The sequence below is a fragment of the Paraburkholderia sp. BL25I1N1 genome (assembly GCF_003002025.1).
Classification (GTDB): domain Bacteria; phylum Pseudomonadota; class Gammaproteobacteria; order Burkholderiales; family Burkholderiaceae; genus Paraburkholderia.
Genome location: NZ_PVZB01000002.1, coordinates 257231 through 271746, shown reverse-complemented (window position 1 = coordinate 271746; position 14516 = coordinate 257231). Strand labels below are relative to the sequence as shown.

13 protein-coding genes are annotated in these 14516 nt (G+C 64.3%); 5 read left to right on the top strand and 8 right to left on the bottom strand.

Annotation, left to right across the window (positions count from 1 at the left end; genetic code table 11):
• Positions 1-10: 10 nt before the first annotated feature.
• From B0G73_RS04060 to B0G73_RS04040, 5 genes are all read right to left on the bottom strand, one after another.
• Positions 11-673, bottom strand: coding sequence for a glutathione S-transferase family protein (locus B0G73_RS04060; protein ID WP_106278119.1), 663 nt, complete (start codon positions 671-673; stop codon positions 11-13).
• 156 nt (positions 674-829) lie between these two features.
• Positions 830-1219, bottom strand: coding sequence for a VOC family protein (locus tag B0G73_RS04055; RefSeq protein WP_106278117.1), 390 nt, complete (start codon positions 1217-1219; stop codon positions 830-832).
• 82 nt (positions 1220-1301) lie between these two features.
• Entirely contained in the window at positions 1302-2891 is a 1590-nt protein-coding gene (glgA, locus tag B0G73_RS04050) for a glycogen synthase GlgA (RefSeq protein ID WP_106278407.1), read from the bottom strand.
• Between the two features lie 320 nt (positions 2892-3211).
• On the bottom strand, positions 3212-4684 hold the full coding sequence (locus B0G73_RS04045; protein ID WP_106278115.1) for a sodium:solute symporter: 1473 nt from the start codon (positions 4682-4684) through the stop codon (positions 3212-3214).
• Entirely contained in the window at positions 4681-4896 is a 216-nt protein-coding gene (locus B0G73_RS04040) for a DUF3311 domain-containing protein (RefSeq protein ID WP_106278113.1), read from the bottom strand. Before B0G73_RS04040 ends, B0G73_RS04045 begins: the two co-directional genes overlap by 4 nt.
• A 374-nt stretch (positions 4897-5270) precedes the next feature.
• Between B0G73_RS04040 and B0G73_RS04035 the strand changes: the two genes are divergently transcribed.
• Both B0G73_RS04035 and B0G73_RS04030 read left to right on the top strand, forming a co-directional pair.
• Complete coding sequence (locus B0G73_RS04035; RefSeq protein ID WP_106278405.1) at positions 5271-5948, top strand: MarC family protein; 678 nt, start codon at positions 5271-5273, stop codon at positions 5946-5948.
• 87 nt (positions 5949-6035) lie between these two features.
• Positions 6036-6869 carry a class II glutamine amidotransferase gene (locus tag B0G73_RS04030; RefSeq protein WP_106278111.1) on the top strand — a complete coding sequence of 278 codons (834 nt, stop codon included), beginning with the start codon at positions 6036-6038 and terminating at the stop codon, positions 6867-6869.
• A 27-nt stretch (positions 6870-6896) separates the two neighbouring features.
• Here the strand turns inward: B0G73_RS04030 and B0G73_RS04025 are convergent, their stop codons facing one another.
• Positions 6897-8642, bottom strand: coding sequence for a cobalamin biosynthesis protein CobT (locus tag B0G73_RS04025; protein WP_106278403.1), 1746 nt, complete (start codon positions 8640-8642; stop codon positions 6897-6899).
• 5 nt (positions 8643-8647) lie between these two features.
• Positions 8648-9877 (bottom strand): AAA family ATPase, encoded by a 1230-nt coding sequence (locus tag B0G73_RS04020; protein ID WP_106278109.1) that lies wholly within the window; start codon positions 9875-9877, stop codon positions 8648-8650.
• A gap of 320 nt (positions 9878-10197) precedes the next feature.
• Here B0G73_RS04020 and B0G73_RS04015 point away from each other — a divergent pair, with 320 nt between their 5' ends.
• Positions 10198-11283: a porin gene (locus B0G73_RS04015; RefSeq protein ID WP_106278107.1), complete on the top strand. Its 1086-nt coding sequence runs from the start codon at positions 10198-10200 to the stop codon at positions 11281-11283.
• Between the two features lie 76 nt (positions 11284-11359).
• Here B0G73_RS04015 and B0G73_RS04010 read toward each other — a convergent pair whose 3' ends face one another.
• Positions 11360-13729 (bottom strand): FdhF/YdeP family oxidoreductase, encoded by a 2370-nt coding sequence (locus tag B0G73_RS04010; RefSeq protein ID WP_106278105.1) that lies wholly within the window; start codon positions 13727-13729, stop codon positions 11360-11362.
• A gap of 313 nt (positions 13730-14042) precedes the next feature.
• Here B0G73_RS04010 and B0G73_RS40375 point away from each other — a divergent pair, with 313 nt between their 5' ends.
• Both B0G73_RS40375 and B0G73_RS04000 read left to right on the top strand, forming a co-directional pair.
• Positions 14043-14192, top strand: a complete 150-nt coding sequence (locus tag B0G73_RS40375) for a hypothetical protein (protein ID WP_181196488.1) — start codon at positions 14043-14045, stop codon at positions 14190-14192.
• Between the two features lie 74 nt (positions 14193-14266).
• Entirely contained in the window at positions 14267-14512 is a 246-nt protein-coding gene (locus tag B0G73_RS04000) for a DUF6723 family protein (protein WP_106278103.1), read from the top strand.
• Positions 14513-14516: the final 4 nt, after the last annotated feature.

The window sequence follows — 14516 nt, the reverse complement described above, 5'->3', positions numbered from 1 at the left end:
CAAGCGCGCGTCACTGTTCCTCGTTACGCCATTCGGTCAGGCCTTCGCGCGCATTCAATTCGATGAACGAAGGCCGCGCGCGTAGCTGTCGGATATAACGTGCGAGATTCGGCCAACCGAGCGCGGGCCGCGGCATATTGCGAGTCCAGCGCATCAGCATGACGGCCATGAAGTCGGCGGTGCTGAGCTTGTCGCCGATCAGATAGTCATGGCTTGCGCCGAGATGGGCATCGAGCTTGTCCCACGCCGCGTCGAGACGACGGCAGGCCAGCGCGCGAACCGCTTCGGCGCCGGCAGGGTCGCCGTCGGAGTCCGCATAGAACCAGTCGCGCATGGCGGGCAGAATCGTGTTGGCGAGATAGATCATCATTTCGAGCCATGCGGCGCGATCGACGGAACCCGGCTCCGGGGCGAGCGCCGCCTCGGGATGCCGCTCGGCCAGCAGCATCAGCAACGCGGCCGATTCGTGGCGCGGCGTGCCGTCGACGACCAGCGTGGGCACGCGTCCCGCGGGATTGAGCCGCAGATACGCGGGGTCGTGCTGCCGGCCGGAGTCGATGTCGATCAGTTGCGATTCGAACGAGATGCCGAGTTCGATCAGCATCCAGTGCACGGCCATGCTCGCCGCGCCGGGCGAATAGTAAAGCACGTAAGGGGTGGAGTCGCTGTGCATAGTGGCTTGAGGTCCGGTTTCGATCCGGCGGACAGTCTACCCCCGTTCCCGGCGGATGCCCATGCGCCGGCGCCGAGGAAACGGGACTCGCGGTGCAAGCGTCTGCGTGCAGCACCTTGCCCAACGGTGGCATTAGCTTGTCAAGCAGCTTTCTGTTTATACCCACGCCGCTTGCTGTAAAACGATCCGATACCCGTCCGGGTCTTCGAACGTTTTGCCTTGACGGTCCCAGTAAGGATTCTCCGATGCGCACGCCGGCACGCCGAGCGCTTCGAGCCGGTCGATGGCCGCGCTCCATGCATCGTGTTCGGGGAGATAGAGCACGAGAAGGTGCTCGGTGGTCGGCGCGCGTTCGACGGTCACGCCATGCTGATGAGTGAACTCGATGTGCCAGTGGCAGTCGCGCCGTCCGACAATGACGCCATCGAAGCCTTCATGATTCTCGAAGCTCGCGAGAACTTCGAAGCCCAAGCCCCGCGTATAGAAATCGGCAACCTTGCGCAGATTGTTGGTAGGACGAGCGACTCGGAGAACGGGCGGCTGCATCGGCAACTCCACGAAACACGGATGGGCCGCCAAGCATACCGTGCCGCGCGCGCCGGAGCGCGCCCGAGTGCGTCAAAACCGTTCAGGCGCTGCGCGCCATCTCGCCGATGCCCGCGTTGAACTCTTCCCTGCGTGTACCCGTGGCGGCCGCCGTATGGGCTCGAACCGGGCTCTTGCGAACTTGCGTATCGCGCAGCGCCGGACGTGCGTCCACCAGATCCGCGTACAACGCAAGATAGTTCGCGCTCGACGCGTCCCAGCCGAAGTCGCGGCTCATCGCATTGCGCTGCAACACGTGCCACGACGACGGCTGCACGAACGCGGCCAGCGCGCGGCCGAGCGCATGCATCACGTCGTCCGGGCTTTCGCCGTCGAACAGGAAACCCGTCGCCTGATGTTCGCCGCGAGGATCGTGCGGCGCGTAGTCGACGATCGTATCGGCCAGACCGCCGACGCGCGAGGCTACCGGGATCGTGCCGTAGCGCATCGCATAGAGTTGCGTGAGTCCGCACGGTTCGAAGCGGCTGCCGTGAAGCAGAATGTCCGCGCCCGCGTGCAGCATGTGCGCACGCCGCTCGTCATAGCCGATCTGCACGCCGACGCGTCCCGGCCACGCCGCCGCGACGTCCTGCAATGCCTGTTCGAGACCATGCTCGCCCTGGCCGAGAATCGCGAACTGCAGCCGGGGATGCCGTTCGAGCAACGCCGGCAGCGTATGCACGACGACATCGGCGAGCTTCTGTTCGGTCAGACGGCTGCCGATCGCGACCAGCGGCGCGAACGGATCGCGCGTCAAACCGAAGGCCTGCTGCAGTTCGCGCTTGCAGGCCTGCTTGCCGGCGGTGTCGTCGACGGAGTAGGGGCGCGCGATGTGTTTATCCGTCGCCGGATTCCACACGCTTGTATCGATACCGTTGACGATGCCCGACAGCTTGCCGGCCTGGGCTTGCAACACGCCTTCCATGCCGTGCCCGAAGCGCGGCGTCAGGATCTCGCGGGCATAGCGCCGGCTGACCGTCGTGACGCGATCCGCATGGACGATGCCCGCTTTCATCATGCTCAGCGAGCCGTAGAACTCGATGCTGCGTTCGTCGGACAGCGCGGGTGCCAGCAATTCAGGCGGCACGCCGATCCAGCCGCCCATGGCGAGCGGATGATTGCCCTGGAACGCCAGGTTGTGAATCGTAAAGACGCTTTTCGCGGCGACGCCGGCGAGCCGCAGGTACAGCGGCGTGAGTCCTGCATGCCAATCGTGCGCGTGCACGATGTGGGGGCGCTTCACGTTGCGCACGCCGCGCGCGACTCGCGCGGCCGCTGCCGCGAGCGAGGCGAAGCGCGTGAGGTTGTCCAGGTAGTCACGCCCTTGCGGATCGCGGTACAGGCCTTCGCGCGCGAACAGGTGATCCATTTGCAGAAGCAGCACCGGCACGCCGGTATCGGGCATCTGGCCGCGCAGCAGTCGCGCGTCGCCGCCGGGCAGGCCGGTCATGCGCGCGACAGGCTCGACGTCGACCGCGCGTTCCAGCGCGGCCGGATAAGCGGGCATCAGGATCGAGACATCGACGCCGGCATCGCGCAGCGCGGCAGCATAGGCGCTGACCATGTCGCCGAGGCCGCCGGATTTGGCGAGCGGCAGGGCTTCGGAAGCGACGAGAAGAACGTTAAGCGGCAAAGTGGCCCCCAAGGACGGGTTTTTTGCACTTGCACAGTGCGGTGGGATTCGCGGACGCGTCTGTTCAGCAAGGGGTGTGCCTGAGGTCCGCGGTTTTGCAGGGGGCGGCGAGGTGGGTTTGTGTTGCAGTGCGGATGGGCGAAGCTTTGGCTTGAAAGGCCTATTTATCTGGCTTGACGCCTGGCCGCCCGAAGCGCGGTTTTTTCATTCGTGTGTAGGTTTGACACTTAATTTCAGAAGCCGGAGCGGCGTCTGAAAATAAAAAGGGCTGTCGTCGGAACGACAGCCCTTCATTCACTACGCAATCCGCAAAGTCTGTATCAATGCACCGGCGCGTGCGTCTGCTCGACCGGCCGCGGCTGCGTCATCGCGCTCACCACCGCGAACACGATGATGTTCACCGCCAACGCCAGGAAGCCGATATTGATGTCCTTCAAGGCATCGGGCAAGAACGGCATCAGCTGGCCGATGCTCAGGTGCATCGTGGTCGTCACGGCCACCACGGCCACGCCGGCCAGAATCCCGCAAAACGCGCCTTGTTTGGTCGCGCGGTTATGCGGACGCAGGCTGCAGATCACCGCCGGAAAGAGCTGGGTCACGAAGCTGTAGCCCATCAGCAGCAACGCGACGATGGTTTCGCCGCCTTGCAGCGTGAAGCCGACCGCCACCAGCGCCACCACCGGCACGAGGAAGCGCGCAAGCTTCGCCACCGTGGCGTCCGAGGCGTTGCGGCTCACCATGCCGCGATACACGTCGTTGGCGAGCAGCGTCGACGCGGAGGTGAGGATCATCGAGCCCGGCACGAGCGCGGTCAGAATCCCGGCCGCGCCGATCACGCCGACAAACCATGGGTCGAAGGTCTGCAACGACAGGCGGAACAGCGAGAGGTCGATGTCGCCGCCCTTCAGGCCCGGCACCTTCAGCGTCGCCGCGAAGCCGACGAAGAACACGAACAGCAGAATCAGCTGATACAGCGGCAGCACCATCGCATTGCGACGGAAAATGCGTTCGTCTTTCGCGGTGAAAATCGAGCCGAACGTATGCGGCCACATGAAGAAGCCCAGCGCCGTCAGCAGCACGGTCGACTGGAACCACGTCACGCTCGAGCCCTTGGCCGGGAAGGTCAGGAAGCCGGGGCGCGCGGCGTCGATGGCGCGGAACATGTCGCCGAAGCCGCCGTAATAGTGCAGCGGCAGATAGATTCCCAGGAACAGCACGATCGCGAGAATCAGCATGTCCTTCACCACCGAATTCCACGCGGAGCCGCGCACGCCGGAGACGATCACATAGGCCGTCACGACACAGGCGCCGATCCACGCGGCCGCCGTCGACGAAATCGCGCCGTACGAGGCCGTCGCGACGATAATGCCCAGCCCCTTCAATTGCAGCACGAGGTAGGGAATCAGCGCGGCCACGCCGACCAGCGCGACCAGCGTGCCGAGCGCCGGGCTGTCGTATTTGCGCGTGAAGAAGTGCGGCTGCGAGACAAGGCGGTGATTCTTCGCGTAGCGCCAGATGGGCGGCAGCATCCAGTACGAGAGAATGTACGCGAGCGTGCCGTACGCCAGAATGTAATAGACCGGCGCGCCCTTGCCATAAGCAAAGCCGCTGCCGCCGAGAAAGGTGAAGGTCGTATAGATTTCACCGGCCATCAGCAGGAACACGAAGGCGGTGCCGAAGCTGCGGCCGCCCACGGTCCATTGCTCCAGACTCATGTCGTGGCCGCGCTTGGCGCGCACCCCGAGGTAAAGCGCAAACAGCGTGATGGCCGCAATGATGACGAGTGCGCTCATGAACGGGCCTCCTCGCCATCGGCGGCGAGCTGACGGTTGGACGGATCCAGACGGTAGACGATCGCCATGATGATCGAACTGAGCACCACCCACATGACGATCCAGGCCAGCACGAACGGCATGCCGAGCATCAGCGGCTCGACACGATTCACAAACGGAACACCGAGCAGAATGCCGATGAACGGCAGCGCGGCAAGTACACGAAGCAACATGGGGGCAACTCCTCGAACCGGTAAGTACGTCTCGTTGAAAGTGCGGCTTCGCTGGGGACTGTATGCCGGATGCTTCGGTCCCGTAAAGCTGGTCAAAAAAGTGTAGGCTTTCTGAAAGTTGCGGACGCATCTTTATGGGGACGGTTGCTGCGCTGCAAGGCGGCGTGCATTGCGTGGAGCGCTGCGGCACGCCGCCGTCGGCGCCTGGCTTTTTACCGCTTTGGCTGGCGCGGCGCGATATCATCTCGCCACGCAACGCAAGCAACAGTCGGGCAACATCCGGCGCGCCGGAGAGAGTCCGGCTTCATCAACATGGCGCGGCGCGGCCGGTGCGCAACGCAGCCGCCCGAGCCGTCGCTCGACACGGAACGCATATGGTCGAAAGTCTGATCTCGGACATTCTGTTTGGCTTTACCGGGTTGATCAGCATCATCAACCCAATCGGCATTGCATTCGTCTTCCTGGACCGGACCGCTTCGTTGACCACGGAGGAGCGCACCGCGCTCGCCCGCAAGATCGCCATCAACGTGATGTGCGTGCTGCTGGTGGCGTTTTTCATCGGTACGCCGATCCTGCATTTCTTCGGCATCTCCATGCAGGCGCTGCGCATTGGCGGTGGGCTCGCCGTCGCCGTGGGCGGCTGGCAGATGCTCAATGCGCCCGACACGCAGCCGGCCGAAAAACCGGCGGTCAAGCGGGTGGACGCGGACAACGCGATGTCGAAGGCGTTTTTCCCGTTCACCATTCCGTTGACCACCGGGCCGGGTTCGATTGCGACCGCCGTTGCGCTGACCGCGAACCGCACGCACAAGCTTTCGGAGTTTGTGATTTCGAGCATCGCGTCGGTGGTGATCTCGCTGACAGTGGCCGTCACCGTGTATCTGGTCTATAGCCGCGCGGTGGTGTTCGCCAAATACCTCGGCGTGGAAGGCACCAAGGTCGCCATGCGTGTATCTTCCTTTTTGCTGTTGTGCATCGGCGTGCAAATCATGTTGACCGGCTTCTCCGAATTCCTGATTCCGATCGCGACGATGCAGCCTGTAGCGAAGTAGACGCGCACCCGGCGGCACGCTGTGCCGGGGCGCTTAGGCGTACCCGACAGCCATTTTCTTGCATGGGACCCGACAGGAGAGAACCTCATGTGCCGCTGGCTCGCTTATACCGGCAACCCGATTCAGCTCGAAACGGTGTTGTTCAACGCAAAACATTCCCTGATCGACCAGAGCCTGCATTCCCGGCTCGGCCACACCACGACCAACGGCGACGGCTTCGGCATCGGCTGGTACGGCCATCCGACCGATATTCCGTATCGCTACCGCTGCATCCAGCCGGCGTGGAGCGACCGCAATCTGCGCGAAGCCGCGCGGGCGATCCGCGCGCCGCTGTTCGTTGCGCATATCCGCGCAGCGACGGATACGCCTTCGCAGGAAACCAACTGCCATCCGTTCCGTTATGGGCGCTGGCTTTTCGCGCACAACGGGCTGATCCGCAATTATCCGTCCGTGCGCCGCGATCTGATGCTGGCGATCGACCCCGATCTGTTTCCGTCCATTGAAGGCTCGACCGATTCCGAGGTGATGTTTTTTCTCGCGCTGAGCTTTGGTCTGGAACTGGCGCCGGTCACCGCGCTGGAGCGGATGGTGGCCTTCGTCGAGGAAACCGGTCGCAAGCACGGCGTGGATGAGCCGTTGAACATGACGGTGTGCGCGACCGACGGCGAGCAGATCGTCGCCGTGCGTTATTCGAGCGAGGGGCAGTCGCGTTCGCTGTTTCACAGCACGTCGTTTCAGCATCTGCACGCGCTGTATCCCGACGATCCGCGTATCGTGGCCGCCGGCGAGCATGCGTTTCTGGTGCTGTCCGAGCCGCTCGCCGACCTGCCGGGCTGGTGGCAAGAGATTCCCGAGAGCACGGCGGTGGTGGCGCGCGGCGGTGTGATCGATCGATATCTGTTCAAGCCGCAAGCGGCGTGACTTGTGTGAACCGCGCGAGCGGCGGCATCAGCGCGTGAGCAGCATCGAACTCAACACGGAGAACACGGTCGAGGGCAGGTCGGCGAGGCGGCTGACCACCACGTTGTGCGGATAGAAATCCTCGACCGCGTCCGTCAGCACGCCGATCCCCACCAGTTCGATGCCGCGCTTGCCGATGGCCGCGACGCGCTCGCGCAGATCGCTGCGCAATACCTGCGGATCGCCGTCGCCGGTGGAGGGATAACCGTCGGAGAACATCATCAGAATGCGCCGTTCGGCCTGACGGTCGGCAAGGCGCGTCGCGGCCCAGGCGAGCGCCTCGCCGTCCGGATTCTCGTGGCCGCAGTCGATCGCGGCGATCCCGCTCAGGTCCGTCGCGCCGAAGCGTTTATAGACTTTGAGATCGAGCCGTTCGACGAAGCGGTTGTAGCGCCGCAGATCGGCGCCGCCGGCGAGTTGACGCTCGTAGAGCTGTTTCATGGGCGCGGATTCGACCGAGCAATAGCCGAGCACTTCGCAATCGAACGACAGTTGCGTGAGCGCGTCGCACAACGCAGCCGCGCACTGGCGCGCGAGTTCGATCTTGCGGCCGGCCATCGAGCCGCTGCGGTCGATCAGCAGCGTCACGGCGACATCGCGTCCTTTGGCGGGCCGCTGCGTGCGAAACGGCGTACGGTAACCGGGCGAAGTTGCGAGCTTCGCCAGCGCCGCGCGATCGATCTCGCCACGCTCCTGCTCACGCCGCCAGTGCGTGCGTTCGTCGGCGCTCAGCGCGCGTTCGAGCTTTTCCTTCAGCGGCGCGGTGTCCGCGCGAGCCCGTGCGCGCAATTCGCGCCAGGCGGCGCTGTCGCCCTGGCCCGTGAGATCGCGGATGTCGTCGAATTCGGTGGCGAGCGGAATCGACAGCGTGGCCCGCGATACGCTCGACGTCGCGTTTCCGGCTCCGCCATCTGAGCGCGTGGACGGCTGTCGCGCATCCGTTAGCGACTGCCCCATGCCGACCGCGTTGTCCGCCTGCGCACCGCCGCTTCGGTCGGACGGCGGCGAATTTGCGCTGTCCTGATCGGGCAACACGGCGTCGTCGCCATCGAGCGGCGCGGACGACGAAGCCGCCGTTTCCGTATCGATGTCCTCGACTGGATCCGCCGTGAACATCATGCTATTCACCTCACCCGCCGACAGCGCGCGCACGCGCGCCACCAGCGCCTGCGCCGCCGCGATGCTCTGCGCGGTCGAGCGGCTCGCGCGCGCTTCGTGCAGCAGATCCTCCGCGGCATGCAAGGCGGCGAGCAGCGCATGGCTCGCTTCGATCCGGGCGGGCGGTTCGTTCCACATCGCGCGCTCGACCAGCCAGACCAGCCGGTCGCGCCAGTGCAGCTTCGGCCAGCGCTGCCGTACGCGCTCGGCCGCATGCAGGCGCAGCTTGCCGATGAACCAGCGCGCGCCCGGATATTCGTCGAGCAACTGCGCGCAGACGCGACGGTCGTCGATTACTTGCGCGAGATTCGCCGCGACGCCCGCGGGCAGCGCGTCGAGTTGCGCGAGCGACGCATGTTTGGCGCGCGCGACCAGCAGATCGAGATAGCCGATCAGCACGTCGCGTTCGACCTCGCCATGCAACTCGTAGTCGGGAATCACAATGCGGCCCGGCTCCACGCGCGGGCCGTCCGGACTGAACACGACCGCCACGCCATATTGCCCGGTCAGCACGCGGGCGACCTTGCTGAGCGTGGATTCGAAGGCGAAGCCGCGGGTGTCGCGGCTTGCGTGCATCGCGCTCACGCTTCAGGGGCCGGCGCGATGTGATGACGAATGATGCCGCGAATCAACGCGGCGTCTTCCGGGCTCACCTTCGCGTAGAGGGCCGGCCCGGCGGCGCGTTCGGGATCGCCTGTACGCAGCATCAGTTCGGCCCAGTCCAGCAGGCGCCGGGTGGAGAACGCGCTCGAGAGATCCTCGCGAGCGAACGCCGCGCGGCAGTCGGCGGCAATCGCGGCGAGCGTGGTGGCGAGCGCGCGCGTCATATGCGGGGCGAGGGTGGCGATCAGGACGTCGGCTTCTTCGGCGGGCGTCAGATAGTCGAGCAGATACACGCGCCAGCGATCCAGAAACGCCTCGTTCATCAGATTGGCGCCCTGATACAGATGGCGGAACTGACTCATCGCGCCGACCGCATTCGCCGTGGCGAACAGGCGGAAGGCCGGATGCGGCGCGACGATCTCATTGCCTTTTTCCTTCAGCACGAGGCGGCCGTGCGGTTCGAGCACGGCGGTGAGGGCGGCGAGAATCGACGGTTCGGCAAAATCGATTTCGTCGACGATTAGCCAGAGGCCCTCGCGCATGGCCGTGGGCAGCACGCCGTCCACCCACAACGTCTCGCCGCCCTTGACGGTCCAGAAGCCGACGAAGTCGCCGACGGTGGTCTGCCCGTTCATGTTCGAGCGCAGCACGCCGTGGCGCGAACGCGCCGCGACCTGTTCGATCAGGCTGGTCTTGCCGGCGCCGGTGTGGCCGATCAGCATGACGCGCCGGTTCTCGACAATGTCCTCGACAATGTCGTTGAAGCGCTCGGAGAACAGATAGGCCGGATTGATGCGCGGCACGAGCGGATTGCCGACACCGCACGGCACCTCCACATGACCGATGCGCACGGTCTCGCCGGTGCCTTCCCGCTGCCGATGTTTGGCCGCCGAAGCCCGCGCCGCGGCGCGCTGCAATTCCCGCATGAAGGCGACCCGGCCGGCTGCCGACTGCTCGCTCGCGGCGGTGTCCGTATCCATCGCGAAGCCTTCGCGGCGCCATTTCTTCAGCTTCGCGCGCAGATTTTCCGCGTCCACGACGAGATCGATATCGACCGTGCCAGGGCCGCCGTCACCGTCGACGCCATGTTCGAGCCGGTAGTTTTCCGGCCGGTCGGCCACGCTGACGCGCCACCATTCCGCGCCGTTCTCCGTGGCGCGCTGGTAAAGGCCAAGGTTTTCGTCTTCGGTCAGTTCGGGCGCATTCATGGCAGAGGTTGAATAGTCCATAACGAATCATGCATTGCAATTTGGCTGAGGCCGAATCACCGACTATCTTATCTTGAGCGTCTTTTGATCTTCCCGATCCATTTGCAAGCGAGGTTTGTCGAGCGCATGCCGGGCAAATATTTATTGCGTCAAACGAATAGGCCATGAAGCGCCTGTCGCCTATAGTTCGTCGGACCCGGCGCTATCGTTTTACAAAAATCTTTCACGCCGATCTTGTTGGAAAGCATCCGCAGTCCGCTTTGGCCCGTATCGTGGACACAAAATTTGACGGCACAACAATGAGACTACATACAAAATTAATGGCGGCTCTCGCCGTGGCAAGTCCGCTGGCATACGGTCAAACCAGCGTGAGCTTATATGGCCGCCTCGACGCCGGCCTGGAGTACCTGAATCACATCAACAATGGCGCGGGCGGCAGTTCGAGCCGCTGGAGCGCCGAGGGCGGCGACTGGGGCACCAGCATGCTGGGCCTCAAAGGCAACGAAGATCTGGGCGGCGGCCTCAGTGCGGTCTTCAACCTCGAAACCGGCTTGCAGGTCATGAACGGCACGACGAGCGGCGGGCGGCTCTGGTCGCGGCGCGCCTTCGCCGGTTTGAAAAGCGAGCAGTGGGGCACGTTGCAAGCCGGCCGTAATCTGTTTATCGACAGCGACGGCGTCTGGGAATTCGATCCGTTCGTGCAGCAGGCGTTTTCGTCGGCCTCGCTCGTGCGTGGGCGCAACTGGCAGCAAACCAGCAACAACGTCGAGTATCACAGCCCGGTGTTCTGGGGCTTCGACGTGCAGGCGCAATATGCGTTCGGCAATCAGCCGGGCGCGTTCAACAGCGGCGCGGCCGGCGAGTTCGGCCGCTCGGACGGCATCATGCTGACCTATCACTCGCCGCTCTTCGACGTGCGCGGCATTTACGACGAACTGCGCGACAACAATGGCCGCTTCAGCAACATCTTCCAGGCATCGCGCGAATATTTCGCCGGCGTCAACGTGCATTTCGACGCGGTGAAAATCCAGGGCGCCTACACGCATTACTCCGCGCCCGACTCGCCGGTCGGCGTCGCCGACTCGGCCGATCACTACTGGCTCGGCGCCACTTACAACTTTCTGCCGCGCTGGGCCATGACGGCGGGCGGCTTCTACGTGAAGGTCGGCGACGGTTCCGGCGATGCCGCGCACGACCCCTCCGGACACGCGATGATGTACGTGCTCGGCACCACCTACAACCTGTCGAAGCGCACCTTCCTGTACGGCACCGTGGGCTACGTGCGCAACGGCAGCAACTCGAATTTCTCGCTCGAAGCGTCACCGCGCGACGCGAGCAACAATACGAGTCCGCTGGTGGGCGAATCGCAAACCGGTGCGTATGTCGGGATGCTGCATCAGTTCTGACGCGGTGTAGAGAACGGGTAGTTCGGCATGGCAGAAAGGGCGCCGCGGTTCATGCCGGCGCGCCCTTTGTACTTTCTTACGCCACCAGATCCTCGCTCACCGCCGACTTGCGCAGCCGCACCGGAATCGACTTCGACGCCGGCACCTGACTTGATTCCGCGTGATGCGAGAGCGGAATCAGGCGATTGCATTCCGGGTAATAGCCCATGATGCAGCCTCGCGGAATGTCGAACGCGTGGACATGCATGCCGTCGACTTCGCGCGTCACGTCGTCGTTCGAGACGGTGGAGATGCACACCGCGTCGCCCTCCGCGAAACCGCGCTGCGCCATGTCGTCCCGATGCATCAGCAGCACGTTGCGGCTGCCGTGCACGCCGCGGAAGCGGTCGTCGAGACCGTAGACGGTGGTGTTGAACTGGCTGTCGCCGCGGGCCGTCATCAGGCGCAGCACGTCCGGGCCTCGCGCCGGCATATCCGCGTCTTCGTCGAGCGTTTCGGGCACGATGAAATTCGCCTTGCCGCTCTCCGTCTTCCATTTGCGCTCGCAGGCCGCGAGCGGCCGGTGAAAACCGCCGGGTTGCTTGAAGCGCGCGTTGAAGTCCTTGAACTGATCCGGATAGGTGCGCTCGATTGCGTCGCGCACCAGCGAATAGTCGCCGACCCAGGCATCCCAATCGATCTTCGGGTTGCGCGGCAACAGCGCCTTGGCAAGACCCGCGACGATGGCGGGCTCCGACAGCAGCATGTCGCCGGCCGGCTCGGCGAGCCCGTGCGAGCCATGCACACAGGCCGTGCTGTCCTCCACACTGACCCATTGCTCGCCGCTTGCCTGACGGTCGACCTCGATGCGCCCGAGGCATGGCAGCAGATAGGCGACCTCGCCATGCAGCAGATGGCTGCGATTGAGTTTGGTGGCGATCTGCACCGTGAGCCGCAGACGCTGCCACGCGGGGTCCATCACATGGTGGTCGGGAATCGCCACCTGAAAATTGCCGCCCAGGCCGATGAACGCTTTGACCTTGCCGTCGAGCACGCCGCGGCAGGCATCGACCGTGGTCATGCCTTTGTCGCGCGGCGGCTCGAAGCCGTAGAGCTCCTTCAGCTTGTCGAGGGGCGCGAGTTCCGGCTTTTCCGTGATGCCGACGGTGCGCTGTCCCTGCACGTTCGAGTGACCGCGAATCGGGCAGATGCCCGCGCCCGGCCGGCCGATATTGCCGCGCAGAAGCAGCAGGTTCGACAGCATCTGCACGTTGTGCACGCCGCTGCGGTGCTGGGTGATGCCCATGCCGTACAGCACCATCGCGGCATTCGCTTTCGCGTAGACGCGTGCCGCGTCTTCGAGCGCGGCGCGGCTGAGGTGCGAGTGGTGTTCGATCTCTTCCCATGAAGTCGCGCGCATGGCCTGCGCGAAGGTTTCGAAGCCGTGTGTGTGTTCCGCGATGAAAGCGGCGTCGAGCACGCGTGGCTCACCGTTGCGTTGCGCGTCGTCGTCCCATTCGATCAGCAGCTTGCAGAGTCCCGCAATCGCTGCCGCGTCGCCGCCGATCTTCACCTGATGATATTGCGTGCTGATCCGCGTGTCGGCCGGGGTGAGCATGTCGAGCGGCGACTGTGGATTCGCAAAGGTGACGAGCCCGCGTTCCTTGAGCGGATTGAAGGTGATGATTTCGACGCCGCGTTTGCGTGCATCCTGCAACTGATGCAGCATGCGCGGCGCGTTGGTGCCGGTGTTGTGGCCGAAGAACAGCATGCAGTCGGTATGCTCGAAATCTTCGAGTTGCACGGTCCCGACCGGCACGCCAATCGACTTCGGCAAGCCGACCGAAGTGCTTTCGTGACACATGTTCGAACTGTCCGGCAGGTTGTTGGTGCCGTAGAGGCGCGCCAACAGTGCGTACATGTAGGACGTTTCGAGCGATGCGCGGCCTGACGCATAGAACACCGCTTCATTCGGATCCATTGCCTGCAGTTCGCTCGCGATTTCGGTGAACGCATGTTGCCAGGTGGTCTGCACGTAGCGGTCGGTAACGGGATCCCAGCGCATCGGCGCGGTCAGCCGCCCGCGCGATTCGAGTTCGAGGCCGCTCCACGAGCGCAATTCGCTCAGCGTATGGCTGGCGAAGAAATCCGCGTCGACGCGTTTGCTGGTGATTTCCCACGCGGTCGCTTTCGCGCCGTTCTCACAGAATTCGAAAAGATGCGGGTCCGCGGGTTTGGCCCACGAACAGCTCACGCAGGCGAAGCCGTCAGGCTTGTTCTGCTGCGCAAGGATGCGGCTGCCGTTCAACGTCACGTGTTCCTGCACGAGGATCGACGCGACCGCTTTGACCGAGCCCCAGCCGCCGGCGGCGTGGCGATATGGCTTGATGGGCGCGCTATCGGGTGTGGTGGATGCGCGTTGCGCTGGACTTTCGGACGCGGGTTCGACAGTCGGGCCGGTACTCATGCTGACTCCTCAACGGTTGGCGGTGCTTGCGCACCGGTTTAACCGAAGCCCCGCAATTACCGGACCGCTGGATTAATTTGCGCTTACAACCGTCCCGCAGGACCTTCGGTGTGCGCAAGCGCGTGAGATAGGCACGCGAAGGCACGCGACGCTCTGTGGCGGCGGCCTGCCAGGCGGATCGCCGTCGGGCGCACGATCCGGGTCGTTCGGCGGCACATCGTCGGGCGGCGGCGACGGATCGGGATCGCTGGTCGGGGGCGGCGCGTCGGGGTCGACTTCCGGCGGCATCGGCGTATGCAAATGCAGATCCGGCATGCAACTCGTGTTTGTCATCTTCGTCGTCATGGTGGGTTCCGTGGTGGGCATGCATGTGAAACGCAACCGGCATGCCACCGGCTCGAACCGCCGCCGACGCGGGCGCGCCGCGTGGAACGGCTATTGCTCGACCACGGCAGGCGCGTAGCCCGCAGCGGCGGTACGCGCCGCGATATCACACCGAACATGACGCACAGATGTGCAGGGATAAGGGAAAGACAAATGGCGCGACATAAGGCCGACGTTGCTGACGACGAGTTCGAGATTTACGCCAGCTATCACGGAACAGGCGACGGCCGTTACGTAGGTGGACTGAAGGTTGTCAGAAAAGCGGACAGAAAAATTCTGTTCCCATTCGATGGCGCGCCCGAACTCGGGCCCTACGCGACCGCCGACGAGGCGCGCCGCGCCGCAATCGACTATGGGCGCGAAATCGTGGCCGCCGATCGCGCGACCCCTGAGAAGTGAGGGA